Below are 20,325 nucleotides of genomic sequence, written 5' to 3'. Positions count from 1 at the left end.
AAAACCTTATATTCAATCATAGCCAAACGTAAATTCTGTTCTTGTTTTCAGTCTATAGCAGAAATAAACAAAACCGATCATGAGCCACACCATGCCGATGATTAATGCATTTGTACTGATGCTTGTTAAGAGCCAAATACAAAAAGCCGTTCCGCAAAGAGGGATGATGGCATACCTCAGTGTGTTTAATACACCTCTTTGTTTTTGTTTGATGAAATAGTAAGCGAAAACAGACAAGTTAACAAACGTAAATCCAATTAATGCCCCGAAGCTGATAAACGAGTAAATGACCTCAAGCTCACCAACAACTGCGGTTAACGAGAAAACACCAATTAATAAAATATTAAATACAGGCGTTTTCAATGTTGGGTGAATATAACCGAAGAAACGCTTTGGTAATGATTGATCTCTTCCCATCGCATACAAGAGTCTTGCGGCACTCGCATGTGATGATAGGGAGGAAGAGATGACAGCGACCATGGTGCCGGCTAAAAAGAATGAGTGGAGAAACGCGCCGCCCACAAATTCCGCAATTTCAAGTGATGCCGCATCTGGATGCTTGAACTGTTGAAAATTTGGAAACACCTGCTGTAAAAAATAAGAGGTGAGGGTAAACAGCACACCTCCAATGGCGACCGTTAAAAATATGGCGAGAGGAATCGTTCTTTTTGGCTTAATTGTTTCCTCAGACATAGTCGAAATCGCATCAAATCCTAGAAAAGAAAAACATAAAATCGTCGCGCCGGAAAAAATAAGGGCGGGATCTAAGCTTGCTGAATAAAACGGGCGGGTTGACAGTATCTCTCCCGTGCCTGCATGCTGCGTGAGCCCATAAATAATAAACCCAACAAATGTCACAGCGACAATCACCTGAAAGGTCACAAATAGCGCTGTAATGTTGGCTGTAAGACGTATACCGATTACATTGACAGTCGTTATGGCGATAGCAAGTATGATGATCCAAATGTAATGAGGTACATCAGGAAAGGCTGCGGTTAAATATGCACTTCCGATTGCAAAATTCACCATAGGCAAAAATAAATAGTCCAGCAATAGTGTCCAGCCTACAAGGAAGCCGACGTGAGGATGAATACTTTTTTGCGCGTATGTATATGCAGATCCTGCTTTTGGAAAAGCCTTCACCATATTCCCATAGCTAAGCGCTGTCAATAGTAATGCCAGTAAAGTAAAGATATAAGCTGCAGCAACGTGTCCTTTCGTCAGCTGAGCAACAATGCCGTATGAATCAAATACGACAAGTGGGTCCATATAAGCAAGCCCGATCACAACAAGCGGAAAAACAGTCAGGCTGCGTTTTAGTCTTGGCTCTTCAGTCAATTTGCCTATCAGCTCCTCTAAAAAAATGTATAAATAATGCTCATTTTAAAAAGAATGCTACCACGTGTCAATGCTATTTGAATAAATCTTTTTTCAAAAGGTGTGGAAGCTTTGCATGCTACACGTTTTGGTATATGATGATACATAGAATAAGTCGTGAGTTGACTGACAAGAAAGGTGAAGCGAAATGAAGGAAGAACTGAATACAAATCAAGAACAGGAACGGATGGAGCTGGACGAAGAAAGTCTATTTCTTGTCTCCCAAACATTTAAAGCCTTATCTGATCCGACGCGTATTCGTATTCTGCATTTGCTGTCTCAAGGTGAACATTCAGTAAATGATATAGCAGAAACACTAAACCTTATGCAATCAACCGTATCTCATCAGCTGCGCTTTTTAAAAAATCTTCGTCTCGTGAAATCTAGACGAGCAGGGACCTCGATTTTTTACAGTCCTGAAGATCAGCATGTGATGGAAGTGCTTGAACAAATGATACACCATGCACAGCATGATTGAGAAAAAACCTTCCTACTTTTATATAGGAAGGTTTTTTATGCATGATGTACTTGGGTTGATCGTTTATTTGCTTTCATCATTTGATAAGAAAACACAATATAGTAAGCCGCTAGAAGGAAAAAGCTGAGTATTGTCAACGCATCATCGCTGACAATATGCTGATACAATTCAACGATATCCATTTTGGTGATCGCATGTGTTGTCAGATTGACCGATTTAAATGCAAGCCTAGATAAAAACAAACATAAAATAAAGCTTTCAATCCATTTACTTGTTTTCATATACAGCCGGCCATTTTCTAATTTCATCTGAATCGTCTGATAGGCGTGAACGGCGAGACTGCTCCCGAAGATCATGCCAATGACGGCATAGATAAAAATACTGTGATTTTGCCATCCTTCTGATAAGAGAATAAGGGCAGTGAGACTAAATACATACATTCTCATGAAAAGATTTACCGGGCGCACAAGCTGATAGCGTCTCATTCGATTCATTCGAATGATGATCCAGACGAGCATGACGATCCCGATCATGAACAACTGCCATACGTGATGTGTCATGATGCAACCTCCTCCTGCACAGGCAGGGATGTAAACGAATGCTGGCTGTTACTTATCATTACCATTCTTTCTTTTTTTATCAAATCAAAACCTATATTTATGAAAAAGAGGAAAAGTCATGAAAATCGATCGCATTTTGTCCATTGTGATGATACTAATTAGCAAACGGCAAGTACAGGCGAAAGACCTCGCTGAACTACATGAAGTGAGCGTAAGAACCATATACCGTGACATTGATACGATTAATCAAGCGGGGATTCCAGTTGTCACAAAACAAGGTGCAGGGGGTGGAATTTCACTCGTTGACGACTATCGTCTAGAGAAAAAATTATTCACCGATGATGATATTGAACTGATTTTAACAGCTCTTGAAAGCATTACGAGTGCATACACCTTTAAAGAAAGTGAACATGTTCTAAAGAAAATGAAATCCCTGATTCCGCCTCAAAATGAGAAACAGCAACATGTCTTTATTGATTTAAGCTCTTGGGGGAAAGACAGCTATTTAGAAAAGAAGCTCCAGCTCATTCATACCGCTGCCTCAGCGCATCAATATATCCAGTTCACCTATCGCAATGCAAAAGGCGAAACACTTCCTAGAAAAGTAGAGCCTTATACACTTGTCTTAAAAGGAAGACACTGGTATTTGTATGCGTATTGCTGCGTGAAAAAAGCGTTTCGTCTGTTTAAACTCAAAAGAATGTCAGACCTTATCACGCATTCAGTATCTTTTCTTCCTAAACGAATAAAAAATGAAGACAAGCCTTGGAATGATTCTTGGCACGAAGAACCTTCCGTCAGTACACTAACGCTCAGGTTGACTGAAGATTCTGTTGGTAAAGTGAAGGAATGGATAGATGAAAATGAATTCACCGTATGTGCAGATGGTACGTATCTTGCCACAATCACGTTGCCTCAGGATGATTGGTTATATAGCTTTCTTTTTTATTTAGGGCCAGATGTCGACATTGTCTCTCCGCTATCCGTTCGGGAAGCATTTGATCTCAAGTTGAAACAATTTCAAAAACCAAAAGGAACTTGACACAATGTTGTCAGGTTTCTTTTTATATGATGGAAAAAAAGGAGATGAGAATGTATGTACGATATCGTGATTTTACAGAAACAATGGATCAAGGGATTATCTGTTCGAACAACAAATGAAATGGAGCAAACAAACGAGCGGAAGATTGCTCCGCTTTGGCAGCAATTTTTCACGCAGCAGCTTCGCGGAGGACATGCGCCAGTCATAGGGCTGTATTCAGATTATGAAAAGGATGAAAATGGCGCTTATTTGTTCACAGCGGGGCAATTGGTTGACCAGCAGCTAGCACAAGATGCAAAAGAGATTCCAGGCTCCACCTACGCAAGATTTCAAACGAGAAAGGGCCCGATTGAAGAGGTTGTGTTTGAAACATGGCAGCAGATTTGGAGCTGGGATCAGCGTCACTTGCGAACATATACTGGCGATTTTGAATGGTACGACGAACGATCGATTGATCCAAAAGAAGCACAAATTGATATTTATATAGCAGTCGATGAAAAAAAAGTTGCTAAAACTAATGTTATTAGTTAATATAAAACTAAAGACATTAGTTTTAGGGGGAAAACAAGATGAGATTGACAACATTTGACCGTTTGCACCAGCTCACACTCATGCCGCGTATCTTTCCGGTAAATTGTTATGTATTTGAGGAAGAGAATGAACTCATCTTAATTGATGCAGCTTTGAAAATGGCAGCAAGCTCGATAATTGAATTTGCACATCAATTAAACAAACCCATTAACAAAATTATTCTGACTCATAGTCATATGGATCATATTGGCGCACTAGATGAAGTGAAAAAGGCTTTTCCAGAGGCAGTTGTTTATTTATCGAAACGAGATGCTCGCCTGTTTGCTGGCGATTTCTCTTTACTTCCTGGTGAACCAGAGAAAAAAGTCAAAGGCAGTTTTTCAAAAGACATTCTCACAAAACCAGACGTGCTTGTTGAAGAAGGGGACGAGATTGGGTCACTTAAAGTCATTGCCACACCAGGACATACACCAGGAAGCATCTCTTTATACGATGAAAAGTCAGGGGTTGTCATTGCGGGTGATGCAGTTGTGACAAAAGGCGGTTTATTTGTAACGGGTGAGTTTCGCTTGACCTTCCCATTCCCGGCTTTTGCCACTTGGGATGCAGAAACAGCACTAAAAAGCGCTGAAAAATTACTGGCACTTCGCTTGTCTTGTCTCGCAGCAGGACATGGTGATCTCATCATAGAGCCTGAGGCAAAGCTCAGAGCCGCTATCGAAAAAAGGAAGCATCAGCTACAAAAGGGAGGACAGTAAGCCATGTCTCCAAGAATGGGTATCACACAAGAAAAAATTGTTGAATCTGCCATCGAATTTGTCGATGAGGAGGGCTTTTCCGCTTTGACCATTGCTACATTGTCCAAACGGCTTAACATCAGACCACCATCTCTTTACAACCATATATCTGGTCTTCATGAAATACAGGCAGCTCTTGCTGTCAAGGGGCTGACAATGCTTTGTGAGGCCGGCAAACAAGTAACAGTGGGGCTGGAAAAAGAAGACGCTGTTTTAGCATTTGCAAGACAATATGTTCAATTTGTTCGTCAGCATCCCGGTCTTTATGAGGCTGCTTTTTCACATATGAATGAAAAAGAAGTCAGTGTGGCTGCAGAGAATCTTGCTGATTTTGTCCAATCCATCATGTCTCGTTTTGGTGTAAAAGAAGAGGACATGACGCATGTCGTCAGAGGTCTCAGAAGCTTACTGCACGGCTTTGGAGATATTTCAAACAAAAAAGGATTTCAACGGAAAGAACAGCTTGAAGATAGTGTGAGCTATGCGGTCCGTCTTTATATTGCAGGCATCAAAGAGCAAGAAGATCTGTCTCATTGACAGGTCTTTTTTATGTATCGAACTGATATGATGAAGGAGATGTAAACGAATCAAAACATTTTTTGGGCAAAAAACCAATAAAGATTTGACAGTTTTGTGAAACATGGTATGCTTATTATGTGAAATAATTCACATAGAGGAGTAGAGGCAGATGAAAAGAAAGCCTGTTTATGTGGAAACAACCATTCAAGCACCTATTGAAAAAGTATGGGAGTATACGCAAAATCCAAAGCTTCATGAACAATGGGATTTGCGATTTTCGACCATTTCATTAAATGGACCTAGTGATGAACAGCCCCAATCCTTTTTGTATGAGAAACACCTTGGATTTGGCATTAGTGTAACTGGGACAGGAGCGTATCGAACGAGCGTGAAGGATGAGCGTCATGAAAGAGCATCCTCACTTCAATTTAAATCATCACACCCTTTGTCTTTCATCAAAGAAGGCGGAGGGTATTGGAAATACATGAAAACGAATGATCACATTGTGTTTCAAACGCAATTTGATTATGAAACAAAGGAAGGAAAAGGGTGGAAATGGGCAGACCGGTTCTTTTTTCGGCCAATGATGGGGTTTATGACTGCCTTTAGCTTTGGCGCATTAAAGACGTGGCTTGAAAAGGGAACGCATCCCCGTTTGCTGCTAGAGAGAACACTTGCCCATTATGGCATTTGTTTGTTGTTTGCCATCGTCTGGTTATGTCAAGCGATCATTCCTTTTTCACCTTCTGCTTTTGATCATAGCACCGGATTTCGATTGTTTTATGCGCTATTAGGTGTATCATGGCTCATGCCTAAACTGCCAAAAAAATATATATTTATCCTTCAAAGCATTTTTCTGCTACTGATGCTTGGTATAGGGATTTTATCGCCAGAAACGACTCTGCACGAGCCGCTGGTGCTGAGTGCATTTTTCATTTTATCCGTTGCAGGAATGATTAATTTAAAAGATTGTGTAGATGTGTTTTCGATCAAACGAAAAAGGGGAGGTAGACATGGTCGTTCATCATCATCAAGTAAAGGACTACGATAAGCTGCATCCAACATTAAAAGAACGTTATAACCGCGCGTTTACGGCCGAAGGCATCATGGAGGAAATAGGAGGCGGGACAAAGCTCATCCGATTGTTATTCAAAATCGGTCCATTGTTTCGCTGTTTTTTTCCTGAAAGAGGGCGAAATATTCCCTTCCAAATTGTGAACAAGCCTTTTACGACAAGTAAGGGAGAAGAAGGGATGCACTGGTTTCGAACGTTCTATTTTCCTGACAAGGAAAGACATTTTGATGCAGATATGATCATTGATCAGAAGAGCCATCAAGTACTAGACTACTTTGGAAAACCTAGGCTTCTTGTGTCAGAGCTTCATTTTACAGTCACGGAAAAAGGGTTCTTGCACATTCAATCAGGTAAGCAAAAGTTTTTGCTGTTTGGGCGGGAGTGGCCGCTCCCTTCTTGGCTTTATGGTGAATCTGATGTAACAGAAGGGTACGATGAGCGTGCAGGTGAGTATACGATTGATGTTCAAGTGAAAAATCGCCTTTTTGGCACTCTTTTTACGTATAAGGGCCGGTTTACGGAAAGGGTGTCATCTCATGAATAAATGGCATTTGATGTGTAGCATCGTGTTGATGGCTTGCTTTCTCCTTACACGTTTGACGACAGCTCCCATACCAGAATTTTTTGTTTTGATTGCGATGTTATTTTTTCTTCCCGCTTTCTTACACTTTTTTTATCAGGAAGAGAAGAAACGGCAGCAGAAGGGGCTGATCGGCTTCATAATGAAAGCCTTTCCAGTAGCAGCTCTATGTGCAACAGGCGCATTCATCTTTCACTCTCTTTGGCTTGCATTGGGATGGCTTTTCTTTACAATGATTCTGGCTTTATTTGGTTTCACCCGTTTGCTGAAAAGAGGGGCCCATCCGCTTCATGAGCTGATGATCGATGGCGCATGTATGTATATCGCTCTAGGTGGACTTTGGTTCTGGCTGTACATAGCAGATATACAAGTGATGACATTTTCACCGATGATTGTACTTTTGACCGCTATTCATTTTCATTATTCGGCTTTTTTTATCCCTATCTTTTATGGATTATTGGGGAGGCAGCGGAAAAAAGAGACGACGCTATACAAAGTGGGTGGCTGGGTTATTTTACTGTCGCCAGTGATGATTGCTGTGGGAATCAGCTATTCTCGCCTGTTTGATACGTTCAGCGTCGTTCTTTATGTGATCGCACTTTATTTGTATGGAATTTTGTGTATGAAAACTTCTTTTCGTTCAACTGTCGCAAAAGGGTTCGTTGTGTTTTCTAGCATCATGTTAATGGGAACCATCGTCCTATCATTCCTTTATTCTGCCGGAATGCTTTTACATGTTACCTACATCAGCATGGATCAAATGATTTGGTTTCATGGCAGTATCAATGCAAGTTTGGTTATTTTACCAGGTCTCATTGGGTGGTTGATTGAAAGACCAGCTGATCGATTGAAACAGAAGGATTTTCCGGTATCGAGAGTTCACGGTCGTTTTCAGGTCATGTCTTTTCAACATGACCACATGCAGCATGATGAGAAGATTGGTTTAGTCGATTCTCTTGACCAATTAAATGGAAAGGCATTTTCAGCAGAGAGTGTGTCACCTGTTATTCGCAGATTTTATGAGGACCCGATGTCCTTTACGTTAAAAGCAGCCGTCTGTTTTCATTGGTGGGTAAGGCCGTTTGTCTTTTTGCTTCAACCTGTTTTTAGACAAATAGGACAGCTCTATTTAGGGTCATCACGAATGCCATATGAAATGCCGGGGAGTCTTTCAAGATTTCAACATCCTCTTGAAGAAAGGAAGAATGTACGTGTGTGGATCAGGCGCAATGAGAAAGGCGAGCAAGTCTTTTATGCGCTCTATGCCCAGCACCATGATGAAGAGACAGTCTATATGAATATTGCTTTGCCGCTTCCTTTTTCACAGCTTACGGCTATTTTAAAACCTTTGAATGAAAAGGAAGATTTTCTATTAAAAAGTAAAAGTCCAAATGGCAGTACGGGTGATGAAGGATTGTATTTGCATACGTCTTTCATCACCATGAAACTGCCAATGGAAGAAAGCTTTCATATGAAACCGGAGACGGAAAAAAGTCTCACAGCAATTCATCAAATGAAGCTATTCGGTATTCCTTTTTTAACGATTCAGTATCAAATCGACAGTGAAAGCCACTCATCTTAATCAATGATGTCGCATGGTTCACCGTGACGAATGATGTTCACAATCGCTTGCCCATCACTCGGATGATGATCTGCATACTGTACTGGCAGTAAAGCAAAAAATACATAGTAGACTGAGAAGTAAGCAAATTGATAGAAAAATTGATGTTCTGGCAGGAAATCGTTGGCGATCATTGTGTTCAATATAAGAACACTGAGCAGGTTGCATAATGATCCGCCTAAGTAGACAAGAATGTGTGAGAAACGGTTATTTCTCCTCATTTCTTCATAGTGGCAAAATGCATCAAGAAAATAGATTCTTCTAATTTCAACGACGCCTATTTTCAATACTTTTTTGCCTCGGCCAAGCGCAAACGAAACCTTTGCTCCAAACAGCCAGGCGACTACAATATGGCCCAGCTGATGCAAGATGGCAACGATAGGAAGAATGACGAAAAACGACCAGCAAAACGTCCACATATCTGATAATGTAAACAAGTGTTAACCCTCCCTGAAATATTCGAGAGGAAGCAGTAGGATTATTTGCCATTTTACCGAATTCATTTTCATGATGCAAACATTTAATAGACTACTATAAAATGATTATGTAAACTAAAAAGGATTTTCAATCAATAGGCTTTTTAACCCTTTCTTTTAGAAGAGTAGGGTGTGCTACAATTAAGAAATTAGTGGAAAACAAGTGGTCATCTAGCAGAAGAAAAATGTGACCTTTTTTATGAAAGATTGAAAGGGAGAGAGATTCTAATGGCAGATATTGAACAGTTTTTAGCGTTAGACATTCGTGTTGGGACGATAGTAGAAGCAGAGTTCTTTGCAGAAGCGAGAGTGCCTGCTTTCAAGCTGAAGATTGACTTTGGGGATGAGATTGGCATAAAACAATCTAGTGCACAGCTGACAAAACGATATCAGGCTGAGAATCTCACTGGGAAACAAATTATTGCAGTGGTCAATTTCCCGCCAAGAAGAATTGCCGGGTTTAAATCAGAGGTGCTTGTCTTAGGAGGCATGCCGTCAAAAGAAGACGTTGTTTTGCTTGCCACAGATGAGCCGGTTGAAAATGGCACCAAAATAGGGTAAGAAAAAAGACATCTTCATCAGAAGATGTCTTTTGCGTATTGAGGCGGAATAACCACACGCCACATTCGTGTGTGTCTCAAAGAGACGTGTTACCCGACTTACACAATTCAGCTCATCGCTTGATTAATATAGCATGGGATTGGTATGAATGCAACCATTATTTGAGTTCTCTTTGTTTTTGGAAGATAAAAAGAAGGTTCATCTCCTCATATCATAGAAAAAATGACAAGAAATCAATTATTTGGATTATTTTTTCGAAAAATATTGAAAAGTCAGATCATATTTTATAAAATGAATTCATCTTAGTTTGTTTAATCGATAAACTAAGATGGCGATCATCTATTGATCTATTGTTTAAAGCACATGATTTGCTGCTATGTGGGCTAAGCTGAAAGAAAGAGCTGTTCAGCTTCATTTTTACAACGAATTGAAAGCGCTTTATTTTCGACCTATTGATTGCTGCTGCCCTGCACCATCTGTCCGTTAGAAGAGGCTAAGTGAAGAAGGGAGAAAACTCATGGTGAGTGAGAATTTAAAGAAGATTCGTATGTCTGAAAAAGTGGGGTATGCTTCAGGAGATTTCGCATGTAATTTAATTTATGCAACTGTCTCTACGTATCTATTATTTTTTTATACGGATGTGTATGGATTATCAGCAGCAGCAGCAGGGACGATGTTTTTGGTGGTTCGGGCCATCGATGCGCTTGCAGATCCGTTTATTGGGGCGATGGTTGACCGAACGAACAGCCGTTTTGGCCGGTTTAGACCTTATTTGTTATTTGGTGCGTTACCTTTTGCCGTTCTTGCCATTCTTTGTTTTACGACACCGGATTTTTCCGAAATGGGAAAACTCATTTATGCGTACATCACGTATGTTGGTTTATCGCTTACATACACGTTCATCAATGTTCCTTATGGTGCTTTAACTTCCGCAATGACAAGAAATAACCAAGAGGTCGTCAGTATTACGTCTGTTCGTATGCTTTTTGCAAATCTCGGTGGTTTAGTTGTTGCTTTTTTTGTTCCGTTTCTTGCGACGTTTTTGAGTGATACAACAGGAAATACAGCACTTGGCTGGCAGATCACGATGGCATTTCTCGGCGTACTTGGGGGCGGATTACTGATTTTCTGTTTTAAAAGTACGAATGAGCGCGTCACGCTTCAAAAGCCAGAGGAAAAGATCAAGTTCAGTGATCTCTTTGTCCAGTTACGAGTGAATCGTCCGCTTGTTGTGTTAAGCATTTTCTTTATCATTATCTTTGGTGTGAACTCGATCAGCAACTCAGTCGGGATCTATTATGTGACGTATAACCTCGGCAGAGAGGATTTAGTGAAGTGGTACGGCCTGATTGGCAGTCTGCCAGCTTTAATGGTGTTGCCGTTTATCCCTAAGCTACACAAGTTGTTAGGAAAGAAAAAGCTGCTGAATTATTCATTATTGCTGAATATTGTAGGCCTTCTTGCCTTACTTGTGATCCCGCCGAGTCAAATCACTTTAATACTTATTTTCAGGCTCGTTGCGGCTGCAGGGAGTATTACAGCAGGTGCTTACATGTGGGCACTCATTCCTGAAACCGTTGAATATGGCGAATATAAAACAGGGAAAAGAATGGGTGGACTGATCTACGCAGTGATTGGCTTCTTCTTTAAATTTGGGATGGCCTTAGGCGGCATCGTTCCAGGGCTTGTCCTTGACCGATTTGGTTATATTGCAAATCAAGTGCAAACACCAGAAGCTTTACTGGGCATTTTAATCACGACAACGGTGATTCCTGTATGCTTACTCATTTTAGCGATGGTTGATATTAATTTTTATAACCTAGATGAAGAAAAACATAAAAAAGTCATACGAGAGCTTGAGAATAGAGACAAGGTGTATATCGATCATATGGACGACTTTAAAATGTAGCTCTCTGAAAGAGGAGGAAATTCAATGAACATTACCAATCCAGTGCTCAAAGGGTTTAACCCTGACCCAAGTATTTGCCGTGCGGGAGAGGACTATTACATGGCGGTTTCTACATTTGAATGGTTCCCGGGGGTGCAAATTTATCACTCAAAGGATCTCGTCCACTGGCGGCTCGCCGCGCGTCCCTTGCAAAAAATTTCTCAACTTGATATGAAAGGAAATCCTGATTCCGGCGGGGTTTGGGCGCCGTGTTTAAGTTATGCGGATGGTCAGTTTTGGCTCATCTATTCAGATATTAAAGTAGTAGATGGTCCGTTTAAGGATGGTCATAATTATTTGGTCACAGCTGATGCAGTAGATGGCGAGTGGAGCGATCCGATTCGACTCAATAGTTCTGGGTTTGATCCTTCCTTGTTCCATGATCCAAGCGGAAAGAAATACGTGTTGAATATGCTGTGGGACCATCGAGAAAAACATCACTCCTTTGCAGGTATAGCCTTGCAGGAATATAGTGTATCTGAAAAAAAACTGGTCGGTGAGCGGAAGGTCATTTTTAAAGGCACGCCAATCAAACTGACAGAAGCCCCGCATCTTTATTACATCAATGATGTCTATTATTTATTAACAGCTGAAGGGGGAACACGTTACGAACATGCAGCCACAATCGCCCGTTCCTCGCGTATTGATGGGCCGTACGAGGTTCATCCTGACAACCCAATTTTAACGGCTTTTCATGCGCCTAGCCATCCACTACAAAAATGCGGGCATGCTTCCATTGTACAAACGCATACAAATGAATGGTATTTGGCTCATCTGACTGGCCGCCCAATTCATTCAAGTAAGGAATCCATTTTTCAGCAAAGAGGCTGGTGTCCTTTAGGAAGAGAGACAGCCATACAAAAGCTTGAATGGAAAGATGGCTGGCCGTATGTGGTAGGCGGAAAAGAGGGGCTCCTAGAGGTTGAAGCGCCTGCGATGAGCGTAAAAGAGTTCTCTCCAACCTATCACATAGTCGATGAATTTAAAGATTCATCGTTAAATAGACATTTTCAAACATTAAGAATCCCATTTACGGATCAGATTGGTTCAGTGACGGAAAATCCTCATCATTTAAGGCTGTATGGGCAGGAATCTTTAACGTCTAAATTTACCCAAGCATTTGTTGCGAGGCGCTGGCAAAGCTTTTATTTTGAAGCAGAGACAGCGGTTTCCTTCTTTCCGAAAAACTTTCAGCAAGCGGCAGGACTTGTGAATTATTATAATACGGAAAATTGGACTGCACTTCAGGTGACTTATGACGAGGCGCTTGGCCGTATCCTTGAATTATCTGTGTGTGAAAATCTGGCCTTTTCTCAGCCGCTAATTAAAAAAATCATCATCCCAGACGAGATTCCGTATGTGTATTTAAAAGTGACCGTTCAGAAAGAGACGTACACGTATTCTTATTCTTTTGATCAACAAGAGTGGGAAAAAATAGATGTACCGCTTGAATCGACTCATTTATCAGATGATTTTATTCGAGGAGGGGGGTTCTTTACAGGGGCTTTTGTCGGAATGCAGTGCCAAGACACAAGCGGCGAACGTCTGCCTGCCGATTTTAAGTATTTTCGATACGAAGAAACAACTGAATAAAAAAAGACAACACTCTAAAGGCTGTCTCTCTTTAACATGTATTCCATTATGGTGAAGGCGTGACATCACGCAAAAAAGCTTCAGTGACAAGAGATGTCATCCCTAAGGCTGGTGCGTTTTGTCCTAATGATGAAGGAAGCAGCTCCACCCGTGAGCTGAATTGTGCATCCATTCTAGAGGATACTTCATCTTGAATGACACTTAGAACGGCCTGCTCAGATTCAATGACCTTGTTTCGTAAAATAACGGCTTGTGGGTTGAAGGTATGCAGAACGTTTGTGAGACCTACCCCAATGTAAAAGCCAAAGTTACGCAAGGCATTGAGTGTTTTCATATCATTTAACTTCGCCAGCCGCTCAATATCTTGATAGGTGAATGGCTGATCATCTGTTTGGAGCGATTGGAACAGTGCTTTCTCAGATGCATACAGTTCCCAGCAACCACGATTTCCGCAGCTACATGTCGGTCCATTAAAGTCGATCGTCATATGTCCCATTTCACCAGAAAAACCGTTTGTACCTCTATATAAATGATGATTGATAATGATGCCTATTCCAATACCAGTGCCGATACTTGCATAGATCAGATGGTCATAATGTTTAGCAGCACCAAAGATTTTTTCACCGTATGCACCGGCATTTGCTTCATTCTCGATAAAAACCGGTACTTGGAATGTGTCTTGGAGACTTGTTTTTAGATCGACATTTTTCCATTTTGAATGAGGCGTAAACACAATTTGTTCATCTGCATCGACCAGACCAGGTATACAAATCCCTATACCAATCAGCCCGTATGGAGAAGAAGGAATGTGTGAACGTAACTGCTGAATCAATTCAATTAAAATACGGACGGTCACATCAGGTGTGCTGGATGGGAGCTTGAGCTGCTCATTATGAATCATCGACCCTTCAAGGTCTGTTAAAATGCCGTTGACATAATCAACACCGACATCAATGCCGATAGAGTAACCTGCACGTTTATTAAACATGAGAAGCACGGGTCTTCTTCCGCCGCTAGATTCGCCTTGACCGATTTCATAAACAAGATGTTCTTTCATTAATGTACTCACTTGAGAAGAAACGGTCGATTTATTTAACCCAGTGCGTTCAGATAATTTTGCTCTGGAAATTGGTGCATGGTGCAGAATTTCGTTTAGCAATAGCTTTTGATTTATTTTTTTCACAAAGTTTTGATCCGCAATATCCATTGTATCCACTCCATTTGTTTCGTCTTTAGATTAAGTGAAGAAAAGCCATTTTTTGTCGAGTTCATTCTCTATAAAACATGCTTTTCACTTTATTATAACGAAAATATTTCTAAAAAACTAAAAAATATGGAAAATTCAAAGAGATTAGTTGGTCAACTCGTTCATTTGTTTGTTGAATCAACTTACTAAGTGAATATATAGGGGGAATCACTTATGGTCAAATCAAATATGACTTCGTTAAGTAGTTTACAAGGGATTGGCAACATTCAATATGAAGGAAAACATTCAAAGAACCCATTCGCATTTAAATATTATAATCCGAGCGAAATGATTGGCGGAAAATCAATGAAAGATCACCTGCGATTCTCCGTCGCTTATTGGCATACATTGACTGCCGATGGAACAGACATGTTTGGAACTGGCACGATGAAAAGGGCATGGGATTCTTATAGTGGAATGGATTTGGCGAAGGCTAGATTGGAAGTGGCTTTTCAGCTCTTTGATCTATTGGATGTCCCGTATTTTTCATTCCATGACCGTGATATTGCACCAGAGGGCGACACGCTTCAAGAGACCAATCAACAGTTAGACATCATCATAGAAAGAATGAAAGATTACATGCAGCAAAGCGGGGTTCGTCTTCTATGGAACACGGCTAATATGTTTAAGCATCCAAGATTTGTTCACGGTGCAGCGACATCCTGTCATGCAGATGTATTTGCCTATGCAGCAGCACAAGTGAAAAAGGGCATCGAAACAGCAAAGGAACTCGGCGCAGAAAATTATGTTTTCTGGGGAGGACGAGAAGGTTACGACACACTGCTGAATACAGATATGAAAAGAGAGCTTGACCATTTGGCGACCTTTTTGCATATGGCGGTCGATTATGCAAAAGAAATTGGATTTACAGGTCAATTTTTAATTGAGCCAAAGCCGAAGGAACCGACAACTCATCAATATGATACGGATGCAGCGACATCGATCGCCTTTTTAAAACAATATGGATTGGATATACACTTTAAATTAAATATCGAGGCCAATCATGCGACATTAGCGGGTCATACGTTTGAGCATGAGCTGCGTGTAGCAAGAATTCATGGACTGCTCGGTTCCGTTGATGCCAACCAAGGAAACTCCCTTCTAGGATGGGACACAGATGAATTCCCAACGGATTTATATGCCACAACACTCGCCATGTATGAAATTTTGCAAAATGGCGGACTTGGAACAGGCGGTCTCAATTTTGATGCAAAAGTCAGAAGAGCCTCCTTTGAACTGGAAGATCTTCTGTATGCCCATATTGCGGGGATGGATGCATTCGCAAAAGGGCTGCGGGTGGCTCATAGACTCATAGAAGACCGTGTGTTTGAAGATGTGATCAAGCACCGGTACCGCAGTTTTTCTGAAGGAATTGGACGGGAGATTTCAGAAGGAAAGGCAAACTTTCATACATTAGAAGAATATGCACTGAAACATCCGCTCATCAGAAACGAATCTGGCAGAGAGGAACAGCTGAAAGCCAGATTGAATCAATATTTGTTAGAAGATTAATGGAGCGGGCTGATGTTTTGAAGGAGTGAACACATGAAGTATGTGATGGGAATTGATCTTGGAACGAGCGGAGTTAAAGCGATATTAGTAGATGAGAGCGGGAAGGTATGCTGCGAGACGACTAAATCTTACCGCCTCATTCAAAGCAAACCAGGTTATTGTGAGCAAAATCCTGAAGACTGGGTAGAGCAGACGATTGCCGCGATGACAGAACTTATGGAGAGAAAGCCTGTTCAGTCAAGGCAAGTAGAAGGCATCAGTTTTTCTGGACAAATGCACGGACTTGTTTTATTAGATGAATTCCTTCAAGTGCTCAGGCCTGCCATCTTGTGGAATGACACAAGAACAACACCGCAATGCGTGCGCATGACAGAAAAGCTAGGAGGCAGGCTGCAAGCGATCACAAAAAACCAGGCGTTAGAAGGATTTACACTGCCAAAGTTGTTATGGGTAAAGGAACACGAACCAGAAATTGATCAACGAATCCATTTGTTTTTACTTCCAAAAGATTATGTCAGATATCGATTAACCGGCGCTATTCATATGGACTATTCTGATGCGGCTGGTACGTTACTGTTGGATATTGGAGAACAAACATGGAGTGAGGAGATTTGCAAAACCTTTGATATTCCGCTTCGTATTTGCCCGCCGCTCGTTTCGTCGGAGGCGGAGGTTGGAACACTCTTGCCACAGATCGCAAAGGCAACCGGGATGACAGAAGATGTGAAGGTTTTTGCGGGTGGAGCGGATAATGCTTGCGGTGCCATTGGTGCCGGCATTTTATCATCAGGTCACACACTATGCAGCATTGGCACATCAGGTGTCATTCTTTCCTATGAAGAAAATCATAACAGAGAGCTGAATGGAAACTTGCATTTGTTCCATCATGCAAAAAAAGACGCTTTTTATACAATGGGAGTCACTTTGTCAGCAGGTTATAGCCTCGATTGGATTAAATCTTTACTTGCTCCAAATGATTCGTTTAAAGACCTTTTAGCCGGAGCAAAGGATATAGCGCCTGGCGCAAATGGATTGCTATTTACGCCATATTTAGTTGGGGAAAGAACGCCTCATGCAGATTCAGTCATTCGTGGAAGCTTCATTGGATTAGACAGCCGGCATGAAAAAGCGCATATGGTTAGAGCTGTGCTTGAAGGAATCACTTTTTCATTAAATGAATCGATCGCTTTATTCAGGCACGCGGGAAAAAGCATTGATTCCATCGTGTCTATTGGTGGAGGTGCGAGAAGTCATACATGGCTTCAAATGCAGGCAGACATTTTTCAAGCTGAGGTGATACAGCTTGAAAATGAGCAAGGGCCCGCATTAGGTGCAGCGATGCTTGCAGCAGTTGGATGCGGCTGGTACGAGTCACTTGAGGCGTGCGCGGATCAGTTTATCCATCAAGCGGCCGTATTGACACCAAATCAACAGCATGTCGATGTATATGATCATCTCTTTCGTTTGTATCAAAGCATTTATACAAACACAAGAGACATTCATGCGGGTCTAGCACAGTATCGATAATCTAGTAGTGAGTAGGGGCATGAAAGGAGGTGATGAATTCATTTCATCTTAGAGATGACAGAATTAAAAGGATGAAAAAGGAGAGGAATGGACGATGAATTTGAGAAAATTAAGACTGTTGTTTGTGATGTGTATTGGACTGACGCTTATACTGACGGCTGTACCAGCCCATGCGAGAACCATTACGAATAATGAAATGGGTAACCATAGCGGGTACGATTATGAATTATGGAAGGATTATGGAAACACCTCGATGACACTCAATAACGGCGGGGCATTTAGTGCAGGCTGGAACAATATCGGAAATGCTTTATTTAGAAAAGGGAAAAAGTTTGATTCCACTAGAACTCACCATCAGCTTGGCAACATCTCCATCAATTACAACGCAAGTTTTAACCCAGGCGGGAATTCCTATCTATGTGTCTATGGCTGGACACAATCTCCATTAGCAGAATACTACATTGTTGATTCATGGGGCACATATCGTCCAACAGGAGCGTATAAAGGATCATTTTATGCTGATGGAGGCACATATGACATTTATGAAACAACCCGTGTCAATCAGCCTTCCATTATCGGGATCGCAACCTTCAAGCAATATTGGAGTGTACGTCAAACGAAACGTACAAGCGGAACGGTCTCCGTCAGTGCGCATTTTAGAAAATGGGAAAGCTTAGGGATGCCAATGGGGAAAATGTATGAAACGGCATTTACTGTAGAAGGCTACCAAAGCAGCGGAAGTGCAAATGTGATGACCAATCAGCTGTTTATTGGCAACTAAAAAAGTCAAAGAAAAGAGCCGGGAGCAAAACTCCTGGCTTTTTCTATCATAATTTTTCAACTTCGACTCTGCCGGAAAAGAACGTCGCACCGCCGCCCATATCTGCCAAGCGATCAGGTGTGAGGCCATTCACCAAATGTTTTTTGCCTTTTTGGTCTGCCCATAATCCCTGGCTGACAACAACACCAGATAACACATTTTGTCCGACTGACACGATCAGCTCGCATTCTCCTCGATGATTCAGCACACGAACCATGTCCCCATCTTCAATCTGTCTTTCTTTTGCATCTTGTTCATTCATATGAAGCTTCGGAAATTTCTCTAGCTTTTGATGCTTCTCATGAAGAGAGAAGGTGGAATTAAGAAAATTATGGTTTGGTCCCGGTATAAACGTTAGTGGATAATCACTTTCCTTGAATAAAGGTACATAGGTTGGAAGGGCTGGATATCCATCTTTTTTCATTTGTTCAGAGTAAAGCTCAATTTTCCCGCTTGGGGTAGGGAGCTTTAAATCTTCGAAAGGCCCTCGTTTTGCTTTGATCCACTTTTTCTCTTTTAACGCTTGATATGAAATGTTTTCATAATGCGGATTTTCAGGATGATGAAGAGCTTGTTCCATTAGTTCCGCATCTGTGTCTTTAAAGGTTTCATCTTCAAAGCCCATCGCATGAGCCAAAAGACGAAACACTTCTGTGTTTGATTTGCTTTCTCCATAACGTTCTATAACAGGTTCTTGAATTTGAATGTAATGATGCCAGTAAGAAGTATAAAAATCCTCGTTTTCAAAGGCAGAGGTCGCTGGCAGAACAATATCCGCATAAGAGGCTGTCTCTGTCATGAACAAGTCATGGACAACCGTAAATAAGTCTTCCCGCATCAAACCGTCTCTTACTTTATTTGCTTCAGGTGTCACAACAGCCGGGTTGCAAGAGTAGACAAAAAGAGAATCAATAGAAGGTTCTGCGTTCGTTAGCACGCTGCCCAGCTGATTCATATTAAATGTTCTAGGTTCGCGTTCCTTTAATAATTCCGGTCGCTGAAGAGCGATTTCATTATAACTAAGAAAAGAAGAGTTCGATTTCATCGCACCGCCGCCTTTGTGCAGCCATTGACCGGTGAGGGCAGGGAGACAGGAGATGGTTCGAATACTCATGCCGCCATTATCGTGATGCTGTAGCCCGTTGCCAATACGAATGAGAGACGGCGTTGTCTCTGCGTACATTCTCGCAAGTGTGATGATGTCTTCTTTCGGGACACCCGTGATTTGTTCAACCGTTTCTGGATCATACTGCTTCACATGCTCGCGAAGTTCATTGTGACCGACCGTGTAAGTCTCTAAAAATGACGCATCTGTGCGGTCTTCTTTAAAAAGGACATGCATGATCCCAAGAGCTAGCGCACTGTCAGTGCCAGGGCGAAGCGGAATGAACCAATCTGCCATCCGGCCCGTTTGGTTTTTGTGCACATCAATGACGACAATTTTAGCCCCTTGCTTTCGAGCTTTTTGTGCCAACGTGATTTGATGCATATTGGTTGAAACCGCATTGATGCCCCAAAAGATAAATAGTTTCGTGTGAATGGTCTCTTCTGGGTCTGTCCCGATGCTTGCGCCCATTGTATATTTATAGCCTGTTGTTCCGGCTGACTGACAAATGGTTCGGTCTAGCTGACTTGAGCCAAGTCGATAGAAAAAGCGGCGGTCCATTCCTTCTGCATTAAGATTCCCCATATTCCCATAGAAGCTGTAAGGCAAAATGCTTTCTGGTCCTTTTTCTTCGATCAGCTTTGTCCATTTTTGACGAATGGTTTCAATCGCTTCTTCCCACGTAATTGGTGCAAACTGCCGGTCACCTTTTTGACCTACACGTTTTAATGGCGTTGTCAGACGTTTTTCATCATATAAACGAGCTGTGACATTCCGCACTTTATTGCAAATGTTTCCTTGAGTGACTGGATGATCTGGGTCTCCTTGAACTTTAACGATCTTTCCGTTCTCTTTATGGATTAAAAGACCGCACTGGTCAGGGCAATCTAACGAACAAACTGATTTGAATATTCCGTCTTTCATTGCTGTGTAATCGGTCATACGTTTAGCTTCCTT

The 20,325-nt window shown here is 41.6% G+C and carries 19 protein-coding genes; 14 read left to right on the top strand and 5 right to left on the bottom strand.

Annotated features, from left to right (window positions below; genetic code table 11):
* Positions 1-12: 12 nt before the first annotated feature.
* Positions 13-1,338: an APC family permease gene (locus ID12_RS14205; RefSeq protein WP_017359483.1), complete on the bottom strand. Its 1,326-nt coding sequence runs from the start codon at positions 1,336-1,338 to the stop codon at positions 13-15.
* Positions 1,339-1,525: 187 nt separating this feature from the next.
* On the opposite strand from ID12_RS14205, the gene czrA reads away from it, so the two are divergent.
* Entirely contained in the window at positions 1,526-1,855 is a 330-nt protein-coding gene (gene czrA / locus ID12_RS14200; RefSeq protein WP_007500691.1) for a Zn(II)-responsive metalloregulatory transcriptional repressor CzrA, read from the top strand.
* Positions 1,856-1,890: 35 nt separating this feature from the next.
* Here the strand turns inward: czrA and ID12_RS14195 are convergent, their stop codons facing one another.
* On the bottom strand, positions 1,891-2,415 hold the full coding sequence (locus ID12_RS14195; protein WP_035391760.1) for a CcdC protein domain-containing protein: 525 nt from the start codon (positions 2,413-2,415) through the stop codon (positions 1,891-1,893).
* A 118-nt stretch (positions 2,416-2,533) separates the two neighbouring features.
* Between ID12_RS14195 and ID12_RS14190 the strand changes: the two genes are divergently transcribed.
* The 7 genes from ID12_RS14190 to ID12_RS14160 all read left to right on the top strand — a co-directional run bounded on the left by ID12_RS14190 (position 2,534) and on the right by ID12_RS14160 (position 8,541).
* Entirely contained in the window at positions 2,534-3,457 is a 924-nt protein-coding gene (locus ID12_RS14190) for a helix-turn-helix transcriptional regulator (RefSeq protein WP_017359481.1), read from the top strand.
* A gap of 54 nt (positions 3,458-3,511) precedes the next feature.
* Positions 3,512-3,988 (top strand): GyrI-like domain-containing protein, encoded by a 477-nt coding sequence (locus tag ID12_RS14185; protein ID WP_050827300.1) that lies wholly within the window; start codon positions 3,512-3,514, stop codon positions 3,986-3,988.
* A 38-nt stretch (positions 3,989-4,026) separates the two neighbouring features.
* A complete protein-coding gene (locus tag ID12_RS14180; RefSeq protein WP_041092863.1) occupies positions 4,027-4,746 on the top strand; it encodes an MBL fold metallo-hydrolase in 720 nt (239 codons plus the stop codon).
* Positions 4,747-4,749: 3 nt separating this feature from the next.
* Entirely contained in the window at positions 4,750-5,322 is a 573-nt protein-coding gene (locus ID12_RS14175) for a TetR/AcrR family transcriptional regulator (RefSeq protein WP_050827299.1), read from the top strand.
* Positions 5,323-5,473: 151 nt separating this feature from the next.
* Positions 5,474-6,355, top strand: coding sequence for a hypothetical protein (locus tag ID12_RS14170; protein WP_007500684.1), 882 nt, complete (start codon positions 5,474-5,476; stop codon positions 6,353-6,355).
* The gene (locus ID12_RS14165; RefSeq protein ID WP_048002178.1) at positions 6,318-6,923 is read left to right on the top strand and encodes a DUF4166 domain-containing protein; all 606 of its coding nucleotides are present in this window, start codon (positions 6,318-6,320) and stop codon (positions 6,921-6,923) included. The genes ID12_RS14170 and ID12_RS14165 overlap by 38 nt, the downstream gene beginning before the upstream one ends.
* Positions 6,916-8,541 carry a YndJ family protein gene (locus ID12_RS14160; protein WP_050827298.1) on the top strand — a complete coding sequence of 542 codons (1,626 nt, stop codon included), beginning with the start codon at positions 6,916-6,918 and terminating at the stop codon, positions 8,539-8,541. The genes ID12_RS14165 and ID12_RS14160 overlap by 8 nt, the downstream gene beginning before the upstream one ends.
* On the opposite strand, the gene ID12_RS14155 is transcribed toward ID12_RS14160, so the two are convergent.
* The gene (locus ID12_RS14155) at positions 8,538-9,017 is read right to left on the bottom strand and encodes a hypothetical protein (RefSeq protein ID WP_007500681.1); all 480 of its coding nucleotides are present in this window, start codon (positions 9,015-9,017) and stop codon (positions 8,538-8,540) included. The two genes, ID12_RS14160 and ID12_RS14155, sit on opposite strands and share 4 nt — an antisense overlap.
* Before the next feature lie 267 nt (positions 9,018-9,284).
* Here ID12_RS14155 and csaA point away from each other — a divergent pair, with 267 nt between their 5' ends.
* From csaA to ID12_RS14140, 3 genes are all read left to right on the top strand, one after another.
* On the top strand, positions 9,285-9,617 hold the full coding sequence (csaA, locus tag ID12_RS14150; RefSeq protein ID WP_017367427.1) for a chaperone CsaA: 333 nt from the start codon (positions 9,285-9,287) through the stop codon (positions 9,615-9,617).
* Between the two features lie 517 nt (positions 9,618-10,134).
* A complete protein-coding gene (locus ID12_RS14145; protein WP_007500679.1) occupies positions 10,135-11,526 on the top strand; it encodes a glycoside-pentoside-hexuronide (GPH):cation symporter in 1,392 nt (463 codons plus the stop codon).
* A gap of 24 nt (positions 11,527-11,550) precedes the next feature.
* Positions 11,551-13,158, top strand: a complete 1,608-nt coding sequence (locus ID12_RS14140; RefSeq protein WP_050827297.1) for a glycoside hydrolase family 43 protein — start codon at positions 11,551-11,553, stop codon at positions 13,156-13,158.
* A 46-nt stretch (positions 13,159-13,204) separates the two neighbouring features.
* On the opposite strand, the gene xylR is transcribed toward ID12_RS14140, so the two are convergent.
* A complete protein-coding gene (gene xylR / locus ID12_RS14135; RefSeq protein WP_025207484.1) occupies positions 13,205-14,365 on the bottom strand; it encodes a transcriptional repressor XylR in 1,161 nt (386 codons plus the stop codon).
* A gap of 213 nt (positions 14,366-14,578) precedes the next feature.
* Between xylR and xylA the strand changes: the two genes are divergently transcribed.
* The 3 genes from xylA (at position 14,579) to ID12_RS14120 (ending at position 18,224) form a co-directional block, all read left to right on the top strand.
* Positions 14,579-15,916, top strand: coding sequence for a xylose isomerase (gene xylA, locus ID12_RS14130; protein WP_017367424.1), 1,338 nt, complete (start codon positions 14,579-14,581; stop codon positions 15,914-15,916).
* A gap of 33 nt (positions 15,917-15,949) precedes the next feature.
* A complete protein-coding gene (xylB, locus tag ID12_RS14125) occupies positions 15,950-17,443 on the top strand; it encodes a xylulokinase (protein WP_025207483.1) in 1,494 nt (497 codons plus the stop codon).
* Between the two features lie 94 nt (positions 17,444-17,537).
* Complete coding sequence (locus ID12_RS14120; RefSeq protein ID WP_007500674.1) at positions 17,538-18,224, top strand: glycoside hydrolase family 11 protein; 687 nt, start codon at positions 17,538-17,540, stop codon at positions 18,222-18,224.
* Between the two features lie 46 nt (positions 18,225-18,270).
* Here ID12_RS14120 and ID12_RS14115 read toward each other — a convergent pair whose 3' ends face one another.
* Positions 18,271-20,310: a molybdopterin oxidoreductase family protein gene (locus ID12_RS14115; protein ID WP_025207482.1), complete on the bottom strand. Its 2,040-nt coding sequence runs from the start codon at positions 20,308-20,310 to the stop codon at positions 18,271-18,273.
* Between the last annotated feature and the right edge of the window lie 15 nt (positions 20,311-20,325).

It is taken from the genome of Bacillus altitudinis, from assembly GCF_001191605.1.
GTDB classification, from domain to species: Bacteria; Bacillota; Bacilli; order Bacillales; family Bacillaceae; genus Bacillus; species Bacillus altitudinis.
This window is presented reverse-complemented; position numbering and strand designations above follow the sequence as displayed.